Below are 14,964 nucleotides of genomic sequence, written 5' to 3'. Positions count from 1 at the left end.
AAGGAGAAGCGCATGGATGTCGCTGCACGCAGGAACAGGAAGTTCGTTCGTTGGCTGATGGTGGCGATGTTCGCCCTGTTGATGCCCTTCGCGGTGCTGGCCCAGTCCGGGCCTGCGGCCACCCCGCCCACAACAGATGCGGCCGCCGAAGAGGCGCAGTGCCGCGCCTGCACCTATGAACGCATCGGGCACAAGGTAGACATCGGCCTGGTGGCCTTGGTGTCGCTGCTGGTGGTCGGCCTGCTGGTGGCCATTTCCCGCGAATGGGGGACGACCTCGCAGCGCTGGACCTGCCGCACGATGGCCCTGCTGCTGGTGGGCATCGGGCTGGCCCTGCTGTGGTGGGCGGGCAGCATCATCTACCTAGGCTATAACCCGTGGCAGGAGGACGCCGCTCCGCTGGATGCCGCGTTGGCCTCTACACTGCTCAGCACGTCGCCGAAGTGGCTGGCAGGGCTGTTGATGATGGGTTTCGCGCCAACCGTGTGGCGGCGCAGCGAGCGCCTGCCGTCCTGGCGCATTGCATGATCCATGGGGCGCCGGGCGATGCCCGGCGCTCCCCTTGTGAATCAGTCGAAGCGCCAGCGCACGCCTGCATACACGCCGCGGCCTTCGCCGGGCGTCGAGCGCGCCACGTCCTTGCCGGCATCGTTGTAACCGGGGGTGACGGTGGCGGCGTAATGGCGGTCAGCGATGTTGCGCATCTCCGCCCACAGCTGCCAGCGGCCGCCCGGTGCGTCGTAACCAATGCGACTACCGAAGATGACGTGGCTGTCCGCCCAATAGCTGTTGGCGTAGTCCACCGCGATGCGTGAGGCGTACTCGGTGTTCAGTGCGGCATACAGGCCCGAGGCATGGTCGAAGCGCAGTTCGGCCTGGTAAGCGTGGCGCGGCAGGCCGGGCAGGCGGTTGCTGCCAAAACGTGCATCGTGGCGATAGCGGAAATCGCTGAAGGTGTACACCTGGCGCAACGACAGACGGCCCGGTGCAGCCTGCCACAAGGTGCTGTCCAACCCGGCCTCGATGCCACGGTGCACGGTGGGGCTGGCGTTGTTCTCAGCGATGAACAGGTTCGGCACCGGCTGCAGTTCCACGCTCAGCAGCTCGTGGTTCACGTGCGCGTAGTAGCCGGTCAGTTCCCAACGACCCAGCGCCGCTTCACCGCGTGCGCCCAGTTCCAGCGTGGTGGCGGTCTGGTTCTGCATCGGCACCGGCGCACGCTGGCGGCCGGTGGAAGGGCCATTGCCCGCGCCGAAGTACTGGTTCGAGCCCCAGATCATCGACCACGGGTGCGGCGCTTCCACTGAGCGGCTGAGGTTGCCGAACCACTGCGTCTGCGGCGTCTGCTGCCAAGTGAAGCCCAGCCGCGGCGCGTAGTCCCAGTCGTGGTCGCGCAGGCGGCCGCCGCTGCTCGGCCACGTGACCTGCACATCGCGGCGGGTGTTGATCAGCGCAAAACCGGTCTGTACGCGCAGGCGATCATTCACGGCCAGGTTGTTGCCGATGTGCAGCGTGCTGTCGGTGCCGTGGTGGCGGAAGTCGCGCGTGCGGGTGCCGGCGGCATAACCGTTGTTGGCAAAGCGCAGCGACTCGCGCACATCGGCATCCAGGTCGTGGGTAATGCGCAGCCCGATGGTGGTCTCGCTGTCCAAACCGAACAGCGTGTGCCGGCGACGGTAGTCCAGCGTGGCATTGAGGTTGGCGTAGTCCAGCTGCTGGCGGTACAGGCTCTCGTTCAAGTCCATCGGGTATTTGTGATAGACCAGCCCGGCCTGCAGCGAGGAATCCTCGTCGATCTGCAGGGTGGTGAGATTGCCCACCCAGGTGCTGCCCGGCTGCGGACGGCGCGCATCGATGGCCAGGTTGGCCGCGTTCGCCGCGCGCGGATCATTGCGGATCTGCTCGCGGGTCAGGCGCCCGGGTGTCTCGTGGTTGGTTTCGCGGTAGCGCACGAAGAAGCGGGTCTGCAGATCGGGGGTGATCTGCCAGCCGATGTTGGCCATCGCGCCCTTGCCATCGCCGGCCGCATGGCGCTGGTAGCCATCGAATTCGGTATCTGTATAGGCCAGGAAGTAGTCGACGTCACCACTGGCGCCGCCCCAGCTGATCCCGCGCTTCTGGTAGCCGCGGCTGCCGGCTTCGTAGTGCAGCTGCACGCCAGCCGAGTCGCGACCGCTGCGGCTGATGTAGTCGATGGCTCCGCCCAGTGCCAGCGCGCCGCGTTCGAAGCCGTTGGCACCGCGCAGCACTTCCACGCGCGACAGCCACAACGGTTCCAGCAGCTCGTAAGGTGTGCCGCCCGGGCCGGTCAGTGGAAGGCCGTCGATCGACACCGCAATGCCGGAAGCATGTGCACCTGGGCCGCGGTTGATGCCCGAGCCGCGGATCGACACCTTGGTGCCTTCATTGCCCGGCGACTGCGTGCTGATGCCGGGCTGGTAGGCCAACACGTCGGCGCTGCTGGACAGGCGGCTGTCCGCCTTGGCCACGTCGATCACGTTGCTGGCGCCCGGCACGCGCTTCAGCGCCTCGCGCGCCTGCGCGCTGGCATCGGCGGCAGTGACCTGCACCGCGTCCAGGGTGGTGGCCTGTGGGGCGGCGTGGGCGGTGGCGGACAGGCCAAGCAGGATGGCCAGCGACAGCAGGGAGGGGGCGGGGCGATGCGGCAGGAAGGGCATGCGGACAGTCTGTAAACCAAAAAACAGGCGCGAAAGTTAACAGATCGAGTGCGGTACGTCACCCCCGGCAGGCCGGGAATCGGCTACATCCCAGGAACAACTCGCCAGTAGTCCGGTTCTTGCGCTCAACCAGCGGCGCAGCGCACTTCCGGCAGGTCGCGGCAGTTGCGGCTTGCGTGGGCGTTGCCAGGGTTGGCTCCAGCCGTTCCAACGGTTCGGTGATCGGCCGAGTCTGCACTTCGCGGATCATCCGCAGTAGCTCGGCGCCGGGCACCAATGCGACGGGTTTGCCCGCCACGAAGGCTTGGGCATCACGGCTGAACTTGCCCGAGCTGACAACCATTGCCGCGTCCGCCTTGTGGTGCGCGAGCAGCCCGTACATCTCGCGCACGACCGCCACGCCTACCTGCTGCCGTCGCCATTGCTTGCATTGCACCAGCGTGCGCTTGCCGTTGCGTCGCAGGATCAGGTCGATGCCACCGTCCGCGCCGCCCAGTCCGGTTTCTTCGACTGCATAGCCTTGGCGCCGGAAGGCTTCGCCGACAAGAAGCTCGAAGTTTCGCCAGCCCGTCGTGGCCAGGCTTTCCAACCCGGTTCGGGTATCCAGCAGCTGGCGTCGCTTATAGGCGCCAGCCAAGGAAAACAAGGTGGCAAGCATGCAGATCGCCAACCAGGCCCAGGCAAATACCGGTTGGGCAAGAACCTGAAGGAGGATGTCGCCAGTGGGGGCAGTGACAGGTTGGCGCCAAGCCGGTAACAACCAGCGCAGAGTGGCGAAGCCGAGCCCGCCCACCGCTGCGTTGATGTACCACGGCCATGTGGCCATGACATCCAGAAGACTGTTGCGCCTGCGTCCCATGCATTTTTCTCCGACGTGCTCGCCATTGTTCAGTCGAGCCTTCCGATTGGTTTTCCGGTGTGCCCCACAGCAAATTCCAGTAGAAGAGGCTCGACTCTACAAAGCGGATTTCACCAGTGCTTTTGATTTGGCGTATAGCGTTTTGGCCATCTCAGCGTTACCGAGCGCAGCATGGCATTCGGCAAGGCTGTCCCAGGCGTTGGCCGAGGTGGGATACAGGGCCGCGTTGAGGGCGAAGACCTTCAGCGCGGGCCGGTTGCCCAGATTGTTGCGGATCGCGTAGCCGGTTGCATTGATGGCCCGCTCCAGTTCGTCGGATGCAATGCCACTGCTTTCGCTCAGCCACGCACGCAGATCACTTTCACTGCTGCTGTCGCCGGTCAAGGCATAGCCGACCAAACGTTCGGACAGTGCTGCATGCGGAAACTCGCCTGGCGCAGCCACTGCCATCGTGCTTTCCACCAGCGTGCTCGACCAGGCACTGCGGGCGCTGCCATTGGTCAGGTACACGAACACCCAGTAGCCGCTGGCCAGCGTGCCCTTGTAGGCCAGCCGCGCGCGCACGCGGGTGCCACCATCGTGGCCGACCTGTGTGTAGCCATCGCTGCGGGTCGTATCCCAGCCGGTGGAGAAGAAGTTGCTGCCACCGCCGGTCAGTGTCTGTGGCTGCCACAGCGCTTCCAGCGTGGCAGTGCGCACCAGCTTGCCGGTCGCCAGTGCCTGCAGGAAACGGTTCATGTCGCCCACGGTGGTCTGCAGATCGGCGTGGCCCCAACCGTAGTTCGGCCATGGATCTTCATTGGCCGGCTGCAGCTGGCCGTCCTTGCCGATGTACGGCATTGCCGCGCGCTGCGCCGGCACGCTGGCTGCTCCCCACGAGGTGCTGGTCATTTTCAGCGGCTGCAGGATGCGTTCGCGTGCAATGACCGGATAGGGCTGGCGGTACTGCGCCTCCAGCAACGCAGTCAGCACCAGGTAGTTGGCCTGCGTGTACTGCACGCGGCTGCCGGTTCTGAACTGCAGCGGCGCCGAACCGGCCACCTTCAACGCAGCAGCAAGATCGGGTGCCACGCCCGGGTAGCCTTTGCTCACCCAGCGGTTGTCCACGCGGTCGTAGTATTCGCCGATGCCAGAGCTGTGGTTGAGGAAGTCACGCACGTGGATGGCCTGCCACGCGGTCGGCAGGTCCGGCACATAACGACTGACGGGGGCATCCAGATCCACCTTGCCCTGGTCCACCAGCTGCATCACCAGCGTGCTGGTCAGCAGCTTGGCCATCGACTGCGCGGCGAAGATGGAGTCGACGGTGGCGGGCGCGTGGGTGGCGGGATCGCGCTCACCACTGGCGTCCTCGTAAAGCACGTTGCCGTCGTGTGCGACCAGTACCGCCTGGCCGGCGATGCCGTAGCGTTCGCGATTGGCCTGGAGCTGGCTGTTGAGCTGGGAAGCAAGATCTGGCGGAACATCCCGCGCCGAAGCGAACGGGGTGGCAAACAGGGCGCAGAGCAATGCAGCAGCGAGCGTGCGGTACATCGCGGTGATCCGTCAGCGGCGATGGCGCATCTTGGTCACGGCGGGGGATAGGGTCAAGCCAGGAGGGTTGTGCCGACCAAGGTCGGCATCCACCAGAGCGATGGCCATCAGGAAGAGCCGGCCAGCGGCCGGCACTACCCGGGTGCTGGGTCAGCCGAGGATTCCCGGCAGATCCAGACCCTTCTCCTTCGCGCACTCAATCGCGATTTCATACCCCGCATCGGCATGGCGCATCACGCCGGTAGCCGGGTCGTTCCACAGCACGCGTGCAATGCGCTTGGCCGCCGCTTCAGTGCCATCGCAGACGATCACCATGCCGGCGTGCTGCGAGAAGCCCATACCCACGCCGCCGCCATGGTGCAGTGACACCCACGTCGCGCCACTGGCGGTGTTGAGCAGGGCATTCAGCAGCGGCCAGTCGGACACAGCATCGGAGCCGTCGGACATCGCTTCGGTTTCGCGGTTCGGCGAGGCCACGCTGCCGCTGTCCAGATGGTCGCGGCCGATCACCACCGGCGCCTTCAGTTCACCGTTGGCCACCATCTCGTTGAAGGCCAGGCCCAGTCGATCACGATCGCCCAGACCGACCCAGCAGATGCGCGCCGGCAGGCCCTGGAACTTGATCTTCTCGGCGGCCATGTCCAGCCAGCGGTGCAGGTGCGGGTTGTCCGGAATCAGCTCCTTCACCTTGGCATCGGTCTTGGCGATGTCTTCCGGGTCGCCGCTCAGCGCCGCCCAACGGAACGGGCCGATGCCACGGCAGAACAGCGGCCGGATGTAGGCCGGCACGAACCCCGGGAAATCGAACGCATCCTCGACACCTTCTTCCAGCGCCATCTGCCGCAGGTTGTTGCCGTAATCCACGGTAGGCACGCCCAGCGAGTGGAAACCGAGCATGGCGCGGATGTGGTTGGCCATCGACGCACGCGCGGCCTTTTCCACTTCCTTCGGGGCGGTCACGCGCTTGGCATCCCATTCTTCCACCGTCCAGCCCTGCGGCAGGTAGCCGTTCACCGGGTCGTGGGCGGAGGTCTGGTCGGTCAGCAGGTCCGGCTTCACGCCGCGGATCAGCAGTTCGTCCAGCACGTCGGCAACGTTACCGAGCAGGCCCACCGACAGCGGCTTTTTGGCGGTGCACGATTCTTCGATCAGGCGCAGGGCCTCGTCCAGATCATCGGTCCAGGTATCCAGGTAGCCGGTGCGCAGGCGCATCTCGATGCTGCTCTTGCGGCATTCCACCGCCAGGCACGAGGCGCCGGCCATCACCGCGGCCAGCGGCTGCGCGCCACCCATGCCGCCCAGCCCGCCGGTGAACAGCCACTTGCCGGCCAGGCTGCCGTTGTAATGCTGGCGGCCCATTTCCACGAAGGTTTCGTAGGTGCCCTGGACGATGCCCTGTGCGCCGATGTAGATCCAGCTGCCGGCGGTCATCTGGCCATACATCGCCAGGCCTTTCTTATCCAGCTCGTTGAAGTGATCCCAGTTGGCCCAACGCGGCACCAGGTTGGAGTTGGCGATCAGCACGCGCGGTGCATCGGCATGGGTGCGGAACACGCCCACCGGCTTGCCCGACTGCACCAGCAGGGTCTGGTCGTCGTCCAGGCGCTTGAGGGTTTCGACGATGGCGTCGAAGCTCTCCCAATCGCGTGCGGCACGGCCGATGCCGCCGTACACCACCAGCTCCTGCGGCCGCTCGGCCACGTCCGGGTGCAGGTTGTTCATCAGCATGCGCAGCGGCGCTTCGGTGAGCCAGCTCTTGGCGGTGAGCGTGGTGCCGGTCGGTGCGGCAATGGTGCGGGACGGGTCGTTGCGGGTCATGCGGCGCTCCGGTTCGTAGCGAATTCAAGGCAGGCATTGAGCACCTGCGCCAGGGTGTGGCGCAGCGGTGCGGCGTGTTCGGGGTCGAGCGGGGTGGGCCAGCTGTGCTCGTCCACCTGGTCGGGTAGTGGTTCGTGCATGTAGCCGCGGCAGGCCAGTTCCATCTGCAGGCTGTGCACACCACCGGCAATGCTGCTGTAGTGGCGGGTGATCCAGCCGCCCTTGAAGCGGCCGTTGCGCACCTGGCTCATGCCGCTGAGCGCCAGCAGGTTCTCCACCACATCGCTCAGTGCGTTGTCGCAGGAGGTGTCCGGTGCACCGGACGGCCCGGCGGTGCCGAGATTGAACTGCGGCAACTCGCCCTCGAACAGGTGCGGGATGTGCGAACGGATCGAATGCGCGTCGTACACCACCACGGTGCCGTGGCGTGCACGCAGGCGTGCGATCTGCGTGGCCAGTGCGTTGTGGTACGGCGCGAAATACGTGTCGCGGCGCCGGGCAATCTCGGCGTCGTCCGGCTCGCGACCGGCGTGGTACAGCGGCTGGTTGTCGAAGGTGGTCAGCGGGCACAGGCCGGTGGTGTTTTGCCCCGGGTACAGCGACACGCCGCTGGGGTCGCGGTTGAGGTCGATCACCGAACGCGAGATTGCCGAGCGCACGGTGGTCGCGCCCATGCCGCGTGCGAAGTCGTACAGCTCATGCACCCACCAGTCGGCATCGCGGCGCGCCAGCCACGGCGAGTGGAAATCGCCGATCAGGTCATGCGGCAGCTCGCTGCCGGTGTGCGGGAAGCTGACGATCAGCGGCGCGTCGCCTTCGTGCACGGTCAGCCATTCGGGATGGCCGTTCATGCCTGCGGTTCGACCGTGGGCAACAGCTCGGCCAGACCCTTGGCCAATGCGCCGCTGCGGACCAGATCGGTTGCGATCACCATGTCCGGGTGGAAATAGCGGTCGTCCTGCAACATCGGCACCTGTGCACGCAGCGTGGCGCGCACGTTTTCCAGCGCCTTGCTGGAGCGCAGCGGCGCATGGAAGTCGCAGCCCTGCGCAGCGGCCAGCAGCTCGATACCGATTACGTTGGCTGCGTTCTCGGCCATCTGCATCAGGCGGCGCGCACCGTGCGCGGCCATCGACACGTGGTCTTCCTGGTTGGCCGAGGTGGGAATCGAATCGACGCTGGCGGGGTAGGCGCGCTGCTTGTTTTCCGAGACCAGCGCAGCGGCGGTCACCTGCGGAATCATGAAGCCGGAGTTCAAGCCCGGGCGCGGGGTCAGGAAGGCTGGCAGGCCGGACAGCGCAGGGTCGACCAGCATCGCCAGGCGGCGCTCGCTGATCGAACCGATTTCGCACACAGCCATCGCCAGCATGTCGGCGGCGAAGGCCACCGGCTCGGCGTGGAAGTTGCCGCCGGACAGCGCCTCACCGGTGTCGGTGAACACCAGCGGGTTGTCGGACACGCCGTTGGCTTCGATTTCCAGCGTGGTCGCAGCCTGGCGCAGGATGTCCAGCGCCGCGCCCATCACCTGCGGCTGGCAGCGCAGGCAGTACGGGTCCTGCACCCGCACGTCGTTGTCGCGGTGCGATTCACGGATGCCCGAATCCTGCATCAGCGTGCGCAGGGTGGCGGCGGTGGCGATCTGCCCACGCTGGCCACGCAGCGCGTGGATGCGCGGATCGAACGGCGTATCCGAGCCCTTGGCCGCTTCCACCGACAGCGCGCCGGTGACCAGTGCGGCCTGGAACACGGTTTCGATCTCAAACAGGCCGGCCAGTGCGTACGCGGTGGAGAACTGGGTGCCGTTGAGCAGGGCCAGGCCTTCCTTCGCGCCCAGTTCCACCGGCTGCAGGCCGGCGCGTGCCAGTGCGTCCACGGCGGGCAGGCGTTCTTCGCCGACGAAGGCCTCGCCGACGCCGATCATCACGCTGGCCAGATGCGAGAGCGGTGCCAGGTCGCCCGAGGCACCGACCGAGCCCTGCGCCGGCACCACCGGCAGCACGCCCTTCACCAGCATTGCTTCCAGCAGCAGCAGCGTTTCCTCGCGCACGCCGGAAGCACCCTGGGCCAGGCTGACCAGCTTCAACGCCATCATCAGCCGCACCACATTGGCCGGCATCGGCTCGCCCACGCCCGCGGCATGCGAGAGCACGATGTTCCGCTGCAGGGTGGCCAGGTCCTCGCGCTCGATGCGCACGCTGGCCAGCTTGCCGAAACCGGTGTTGATGCCATACACCGGTGCGCCCTTGGCGACGATGGCAGCCACCGTTGCGGCACTGGCGCGCACCGCCGGCAACGCGGCCGGGTCAAGCGACAGCGGCGCACCGCGATACCCCTGCCGCCACTGGGCGAGGGTGACATGGCCGGGGCGAAGAACCAGGGTGTTGCTCATGTGTTGCTCCAGGAGGCAGGCAGGTCGGGCTGTCCGCGCACCACGCGCGCGTGCAGCGGGTTGAATCCAATGCGATAGACCAGGTCGGCGGGGGCGTCGATGTCCCAGATCGCCAGGTCGCAGTCCATGCCGACGGCCAGGCGGCCGATGCGCTCGCCATGGCCCAGCGCACGCGCCGCTTCACGGGTGAAGCCGGCGATGCACTCGTCCACGGTCAGGCGGAACAGGGTGGCGCCCATGTTCATTGCCAGCAGCGGGCTGGTCAGCGGCGAGGTGCCGGGGTTGCTGTCGGTGGCCAGTGCCAGCGGCACGCCGGCCGCACGCAGCGCGGCGATCGGCGGCAGGGTGGTATCGCGGGTGAAGTAGAACGCGCCCGGCAGCAGCACGGCGACGGTACCGGCGGCGGCCATCGCGGCGATGCCGGCGTCGTCCAGGTGTTCGATATGGTCGGCCGACAGTGCACCGAAACCGGCCGCCAGTTCGGCGCCATGCTGGTTGCTCAGTTGTTCGGCGTGGATCTTGATCGCCAGCCCATGCGCACGCGCAGCGTCGAATACCTGGCGGGCCTGCGCCGGCGAGAACGCGATGTTCTCGCAGAAGATGTCCACGGCCTCGGCCAGGCCTTCTGCAGCGATGGCCGGAATCATCACCTCGCACACCTCATCGGTGTATTCCTGCGCCTCGCGACCGGGCGGCACCGCGTGCGCACCGAGGAAGGTCGGCACCACGTTCACCCGGCATTCCTCGCCCAGCGCGCGGGCCACCTGCAACTGCTTGCGCTCGTCCTGCAGGGTCAGGCCGTAGCCGGACTTGATCTCAATGGTGGTTACGCCTTCGGCGCGCATCGCCAGCAGGCGCGGGCGGCTCTCGCGTGCCAACTGCTCTGGCGAGGCAGCACGGGTGGCGCGCACCGTAGAGACGATACCGCCACCGGCACGGGCGATCTCTGCATAGCTCACGCCCTGCAGGCGCTGCTCGAATTCGTTGGCGCGGTTGCCGGCGTAGACCAGGTGGGTGTGGCAGTCGATCAGACCGGGCGAGATCCATCGGCCTTCGCCGTCGATGCGGGTGGTCGGCTGCAGATGGGCATCGCTGCCGGCGGGGCCGACATGCACGATGCGGCCATCGGTGGCGGCCAGTACTGCATCGCGCAGGACACCCAGGCCCTCGCCATCAAGGGTCATCAGGTGGACGTTGGACCAGAGGGTATCGACGTGCATGGCATCCACAACGCAGCTGTGCTTATATGTCTATACAATATAGGCGTCCAATTCGGGTTGTCCAGCCATGTCCGATTCGCGTTCCGCGCACTCCTTCCATGCCGCCCACGCCCTGCTGGCCGACGGCTGGGCCGCCGACGTCCGCCTGCAGGTGCAGGACGGGCGCATCGCCGCGGTCACGCGTGGGCAGGCTGCGCAGCAAGGCGATACTCGCGTGGGCGTCCTGGTGCCGGGCCTGCCGAACCTGCACAGCCACGCCTTCCAGCGCGGCATGGCCGGCCTGACCGAGATCGGTGGCGGCGACGGCGACAGTTTCTGGAGCTGGCGTGAACTGATGTACCGCTTCCTGGCCCATCTGCGCCCGGATGCAGTGCAGGCCATCGCCGCCCAGGCCTACATGGAGATGCTGGAAAGCGGCTTCACCCGTGTCGGCGAATTCCACTACCTGCACCACGATGCCGATGGCCGCCCCTACGCCAATCGCGCCGAGATGAGTGTGCAGATCGCTGCTGCGGCCGCGCAGACCGGCATCGGCCTGACCCTGCTGCCGGTGTTCTACGCCCACGCCGATTTCGGTGGGGCGCCGCCGAACCCGGCACAGCGCCGCCTCATCCATGACGTAGACGGGTTCGCGCAGCTGCTTGATGGTGCCCGCACCGCGCTGGCCACGCTGCCCGATGCGGTGCTCGGCATCGCCCCGCACAGCCTGCGCGCGGTGACGGGCGAGGAGCTGAGCGCACTGCTGCCGCTGACCGATGGCCCGATACACATCCATATCGCCGAGCAGGTGCGCGAGGTCGAGGCCTGCCTGGCGTGGAGTGGCCGGCGACCGGTGCAGTGGCTGTACGAGCATGCCCCGGTCGATGCGCGCTGGTGCCTGGTGCACGCCACCCACATCACCGACGACGAGCGCGCGCAGATGGTCGCCAGCAACGCCGTGGCCGGGCTGTGCCCGATCACCGAGGCCAACCTGGGCGACGGCCTGTTCCCGATGCAGGCCTTCGCGCGCGAGGGCGGGCGCTTCGGCGTGGGCTCCGATTCCAACGTGCTGATCGATGCCGCAGAAGAGTTGCGCCTGCTGGAATACGGCCAGCGGCTGACCCTGCGGGGTCGCAACGTGTTGGCCCCGGATGCCGGCCGCAGCACCGGGCGCTTCCTATTCGAGGGTGCGCTGCAGGGCGGTGCCCAGGCGCTGGGTGTGGCCGCCGGCCTGCAGGTCGGTGCCAGCGCAGACATGGTTGAACTGGACGCCGCGCACCCCGCGTTGCAGGCGCGACACGGTGACGCATGGCTTGACAGCTGGGTGTTCGCCGCACGTAATGGCGGGCTGCGATCGGTCTGGCGCCATGGCCGCCAGTGCGTGGCCGACGGCCGCCACCTGCAGCGCGAGGCCATCACCAGCGCCTTCGCCGCTGCCCTGCGTGGCGTGCTGGGCTGATCGCCTCCCACCATCGAGACTCCACTACGTGAAGGCCAGCAAGTCCGCCACGCTCAACCAGCGCATCCGCAGCGATCTGGAAAGCCGCATCCTCAGCGGAGAGTGGGCGCCGGGCTTCCGTATCCCGTACGAGCACGAACTGATGGAGCAGTACGGGTGCTCGCGGATGACGGTGAACAAGGTGCTGACGGCGCTGGCCGAGAGCGGCATGATCGAGCGCCGCCGCCGAGCGGGCTCCTTCGTGGCTCGACAGCCACCGCACCTGGAGCAGGTGGCGCTGGAGATCCCGGACATCGCAATGGAGGTCGGATCGCGCGGACATCAGTACGGCTACCGGCTGCTGCAGCGTGAACTGCGCTTGGCCGAGGCAGCCAATGCCGGCGAAGTGGAGTTGGCCGGCAGTGAGCAGTTGCTGGCGATGCGCTGCCTGCATCTGGCCGATGGCCGGCCGCTGGCGCTGGAGCATCGCCTGATCAGCCCGGTCGGCGTGCCCGAGGTGCTGGAGGTGGATTTCAGCACCACCGCGCCGGGCAGCTGGCTGCTGCAGAACGTGTCGTGGACGCGCGCCCAGCACCGCATCAGCGCCTGGGGCGCCGATGCGCCCACCGCCAGGCTGCTGGACGTGAAGCCCGGTACCGCCTGCCTGGTGATCGAGCGCCTGACCTGGCGCGGCGAACAGCCGATCACCCGCGTGCGCCAGATGTTCCTGGGCGATGCCTGGGACCTGGTCGCCCGTTTCGCACCCGGGGCGCGATAGGGGCGAACCCACGCTCGGCTTCTTCCCTGAGCGCTTTCAGCCAAGCGGGAATGAATCGCCGTGAGTAGATCCACGCCATGCGTGGATGTGGTGCCGAGCAGCCGAGCTCGGCACCATCACGCCTCAGCCTATCAATACGTCGCGCACTGCCGCCAGCGCACCGGCTCATCCACACCGGGGCGGGCGTTGAGCTGCACGCGCACGTTGCGCAGGGCGGGGTAGCGCAGCACTTCCTGGCACACGCGTGGCCACACCGTTTCCAGTTCACCGGTGCGGTTGATGGCCAGCGTCTGCCGGGTCAGCCAGACGCCGCTGGCGATGCCGGATTGACCCGCCAGCGCGCGGGCCAGTTCGGCCTGGTAGCGGTCCAGCGTGGCAGCGTCCGGGTTGGGATTGCTGCGCGTGTCGTCGCCATTCTGCGGCGCGGCTGCGGCGACCATGGGAGCGGGCGCATTCGCGGCGCTGTCCGGCGCGGCGGGCGTCGGCACAGGACGTGCAGCCGGCGGTGCGACAGGTGCAACGGCCGGTGCCGGGATCGGGTCCGCCTGTTCCGGGCGCAGGCCCTGCAGGCCAAGCCCGACCAGCAGGCCCAGCGTCACTGAGGCCAGTGCGGCAATGGCGATGCGGCGCAGCGCCTCATGGCGGGCGATCGCGCGCACGCGGGTCTCAACATCGGCCGGCAGGTAGGGCTGCAGCAGTGGCCACAGGCGCGGACCATCGATTACTTCCACTGCCTGCTTTTCCGCCGCGCCCATGCCATCGCGTTCAACCCGGCCTTCGGTGATCAGCATGCCGCCCTTGGCGCCTGCCAGTCGCGCGGCAGCACCCAGTTCGTTCACCGCAGCGGTGCCGATGCGATAGGCCAGGCCGTGCTTGCACGACACCCGCCAGGTGTTCGGTCCATCGCTGAGCAGGAAATCGCTGCTCGGCTCGCGGCTTTCCTCGCTCGGATCCTGCAGTTCACGCAGGCCGCGCTGCTCGCGCAGCATGCGCTTGATCAGCGTGGAAAACTCACGCCAGTGCATGCCCGCCAAGGCCTGCAGGCCCAGTTGCATTTCGGTACGTCGACGCTTGAACCACCACAGGTACACGGTGGCCAGGGTGCAGGTAAGCAGGGCCGACAGCAGGGCCAGAATCCAGGGAAGCATGCAGGGCGACGACGGAAGGGGCGAAAACGGAAGCCCACAGTGTAAAGGGCCGACCGGTTGATTGCGTCAGGGTGTTCCCGACAACAACCGTGATGCAGCCCGCAGATCCGCACGCGCCAGACACGAAAAAACCCGCCAATCCTGAAGCCGTGAGGGGAGGGAACAAACGGCAGCCGAAGCGATTGGCGGGTTCTACGCGATTGTCAACGAAAATTTATTGCGTTGCAACAAAGGCGGTTCAGGGCGTGCTTCCCGGCGACTGGTGGCTGCCCGGCGAGGGAGCATCCACGTCGGTGGAGGCACGGTGTTCGAGCTTGGCCAGGCGCGCGGTCAGGGCATCGATGCGGGCTTCCAGCGCGGTCACCTGATCGGCGGTCGGCACGTGCAGTCGCTTGAGTACGCCCTGCACCTGGTCATCGAAGGCCTTGTTGACCTTGTCCCAGGTTCCGGACGCCTTCTCGCGGGCTTCGTCCAGCGAGTGCTCGACGTTGTCGCGCCAGCCCGGTTCCTGCTCGCCGCTGCGTTCACGGCGGCGGGCTTCCCAGGCTTCGCCTTCCTTCACCAGGCCATCGAAGAAACGGCCTCCCTCTGCCTGCGCGCGCCCCAGGGCGCCCAGACCGGCCAGCCAGACCTGCTGTGCCGAATCGCTCAGCTTGCGCGAAAAGCGCTCTGCCTGGTCGCCGAAGCCGGCATCGTCGTCGCGGCGATCGTCATTCTCGTAACGGTTCATTGCATTCCCCGTGGGAGTTGGGCCTATCCCCGAGAGTAGCGCGGCGCGCCGTTGCTGGGCCGTGATGGCTGCAGCGCAGGTTCAGCCCAGCTTTTCCTTCAACACGCGCTGGATCTCGCTTTCCACCATGCCCTTCATTGCCGACAGCAGGAAGCCCAGCTTGGCCGTGACCCGCACCGCGCCCGGCTGCAGTTCGATCGCACCGTCCACGCCACTGCCGGAGAAATTCAGCACGTCGGCGGCCCACGACGACTTCAGGCCGAAGCGTTCGCCCAGCTTGGCGGCAACCTGCTCGATCGCTTCACGTGCCTGGGTGTCGGGCAGGGTGTGGGCGTGGCGGACATCGATGGTGGACATGCAGGCTCCTGGCGCAGGGCGGGGATCAATTGAGAGG

13 protein-coding genes are annotated in these 14,964 nt (G+C 67.1%); 3 read left to right on the top strand and 10 right to left on the bottom strand.

Annotation, left to right across the window (positions count from 1 at the left end):
- Positions 1-12: 12 nt before the first annotated feature.
- Positions 13-528: a hypothetical protein gene (locus AC1DCU_RS01120; RefSeq protein ID WP_315828859.1), complete on the top strand. Its 516-nt coding sequence runs from the start codon at positions 13-15 to the stop codon at positions 526-528.
- A gap of 41 nt (positions 529-569) precedes the next feature.
- Here AC1DCU_RS01120 and AC1DCU_RS01115 read toward each other — a convergent pair whose 3' ends face one another.
- The 7 genes from AC1DCU_RS01115 to hutI form a co-directional block, all read right to left on the bottom strand.
- Positions 570-2,678, bottom strand: a complete 2,109-nt coding sequence (locus tag AC1DCU_RS01115) for a TonB-dependent receptor family protein (RefSeq protein ID WP_442252137.1) — start codon at positions 2,676-2,678, stop codon at positions 570-572.
- 58 nt (positions 2,679-2,736) lie between these two features.
- Positions 2,737-3,537: a restriction endonuclease gene (locus tag AC1DCU_RS01110; protein ID WP_032976265.1), complete on the bottom strand. Its 801-nt coding sequence runs from the start codon at positions 3,535-3,537 to the stop codon at positions 2,737-2,739.
- A gap of 96 nt (positions 3,538-3,633) precedes the next feature.
- On the bottom strand, positions 3,634-5,070 hold the full coding sequence (locus AC1DCU_RS01105; protein ID WP_442252138.1) for a serine hydrolase domain-containing protein: 1,437 nt from the start codon (positions 5,068-5,070) through the stop codon (positions 3,634-3,636).
- A gap of 150 nt (positions 5,071-5,220) precedes the next feature.
- Positions 5,221-6,888, bottom strand: a complete 1,668-nt coding sequence (hutU, locus tag AC1DCU_RS01100) for a urocanate hydratase (protein ID WP_442252139.1) — start codon at positions 6,886-6,888, stop codon at positions 5,221-5,223.
- Entirely contained in the window at positions 6,885-7,739 is an 855-nt protein-coding gene (gene hutG / locus AC1DCU_RS01095; protein ID WP_032976262.1) for an N-formylglutamate deformylase, read from the bottom strand. The genes hutU and hutG overlap by 4 nt, the downstream gene beginning before the upstream one ends.
- Entirely contained in the window at positions 7,736-9,277 is a 1,542-nt protein-coding gene (gene hutH, locus AC1DCU_RS01090; protein WP_442252140.1) for a histidine ammonia-lyase, read from the bottom strand. Before hutH ends, hutG begins: the two co-directional genes overlap by 4 nt.
- On the bottom strand, positions 9,274-10,497 hold the full coding sequence (hutI, locus tag AC1DCU_RS01085) for an imidazolonepropionase (protein WP_025876976.1): 1,224 nt from the start codon (positions 10,495-10,497) through the stop codon (positions 9,274-9,276). Before hutI ends, hutH begins: the two co-directional genes overlap by 4 nt.
- A gap of 67 nt (positions 10,498-10,564) precedes the next feature.
- On the opposite strand from hutI, the gene AC1DCU_RS01080 reads away from it, so the two are divergent.
- Together AC1DCU_RS01080 and hutC are read left to right on the top strand one after the other, a co-directional pair.
- Positions 10,565-11,935 (top strand): formimidoylglutamate deiminase, encoded by a 1,371-nt coding sequence (locus tag AC1DCU_RS01080; RefSeq protein WP_442252142.1) that lies wholly within the window; start codon positions 10,565-10,567, stop codon positions 11,933-11,935.
- 28 nt (positions 11,936-11,963) lie between these two features.
- Positions 11,964-12,692, top strand: a complete 729-nt coding sequence (hutC, locus tag AC1DCU_RS01075) for a histidine utilization repressor (RefSeq protein ID WP_093819095.1) — start codon at positions 11,964-11,966, stop codon at positions 12,690-12,692.
- A gap of 131 nt (positions 12,693-12,823) precedes the next feature.
- On the opposite strand, the gene AC1DCU_RS01070 is transcribed toward hutC, so the two are convergent.
- The 3 genes from AC1DCU_RS01070 to AC1DCU_RS01060 form a co-directional block, all read right to left on the bottom strand.
- Entirely contained in the window at positions 12,824-13,840 is a 1,017-nt protein-coding gene (locus tag AC1DCU_RS01070) for a restriction endonuclease (protein WP_313116569.1), read from the bottom strand.
- Positions 13,841-14,078: 238 nt separating this feature from the next.
- On the bottom strand, positions 14,079-14,570 hold the full coding sequence (locus tag AC1DCU_RS01065; RefSeq protein ID WP_025876984.1) for a phasin family protein: 492 nt from the start codon (positions 14,568-14,570) through the stop codon (positions 14,079-14,081).
- A gap of 81 nt (positions 14,571-14,651) precedes the next feature.
- Entirely contained in the window at positions 14,652-14,927 is a 276-nt protein-coding gene (locus AC1DCU_RS01060; protein WP_025876985.1) for a polyhydroxyalkanoic acid system family protein, read from the bottom strand.
- Positions 14,928-14,964: the final 37 nt, after the last annotated feature.

It is taken from the genome of Stenotrophomonas sp. 10L48, assembly GCF_056395105.1.
This window is presented reverse-complemented; position numbering and strand designations above follow the sequence as displayed.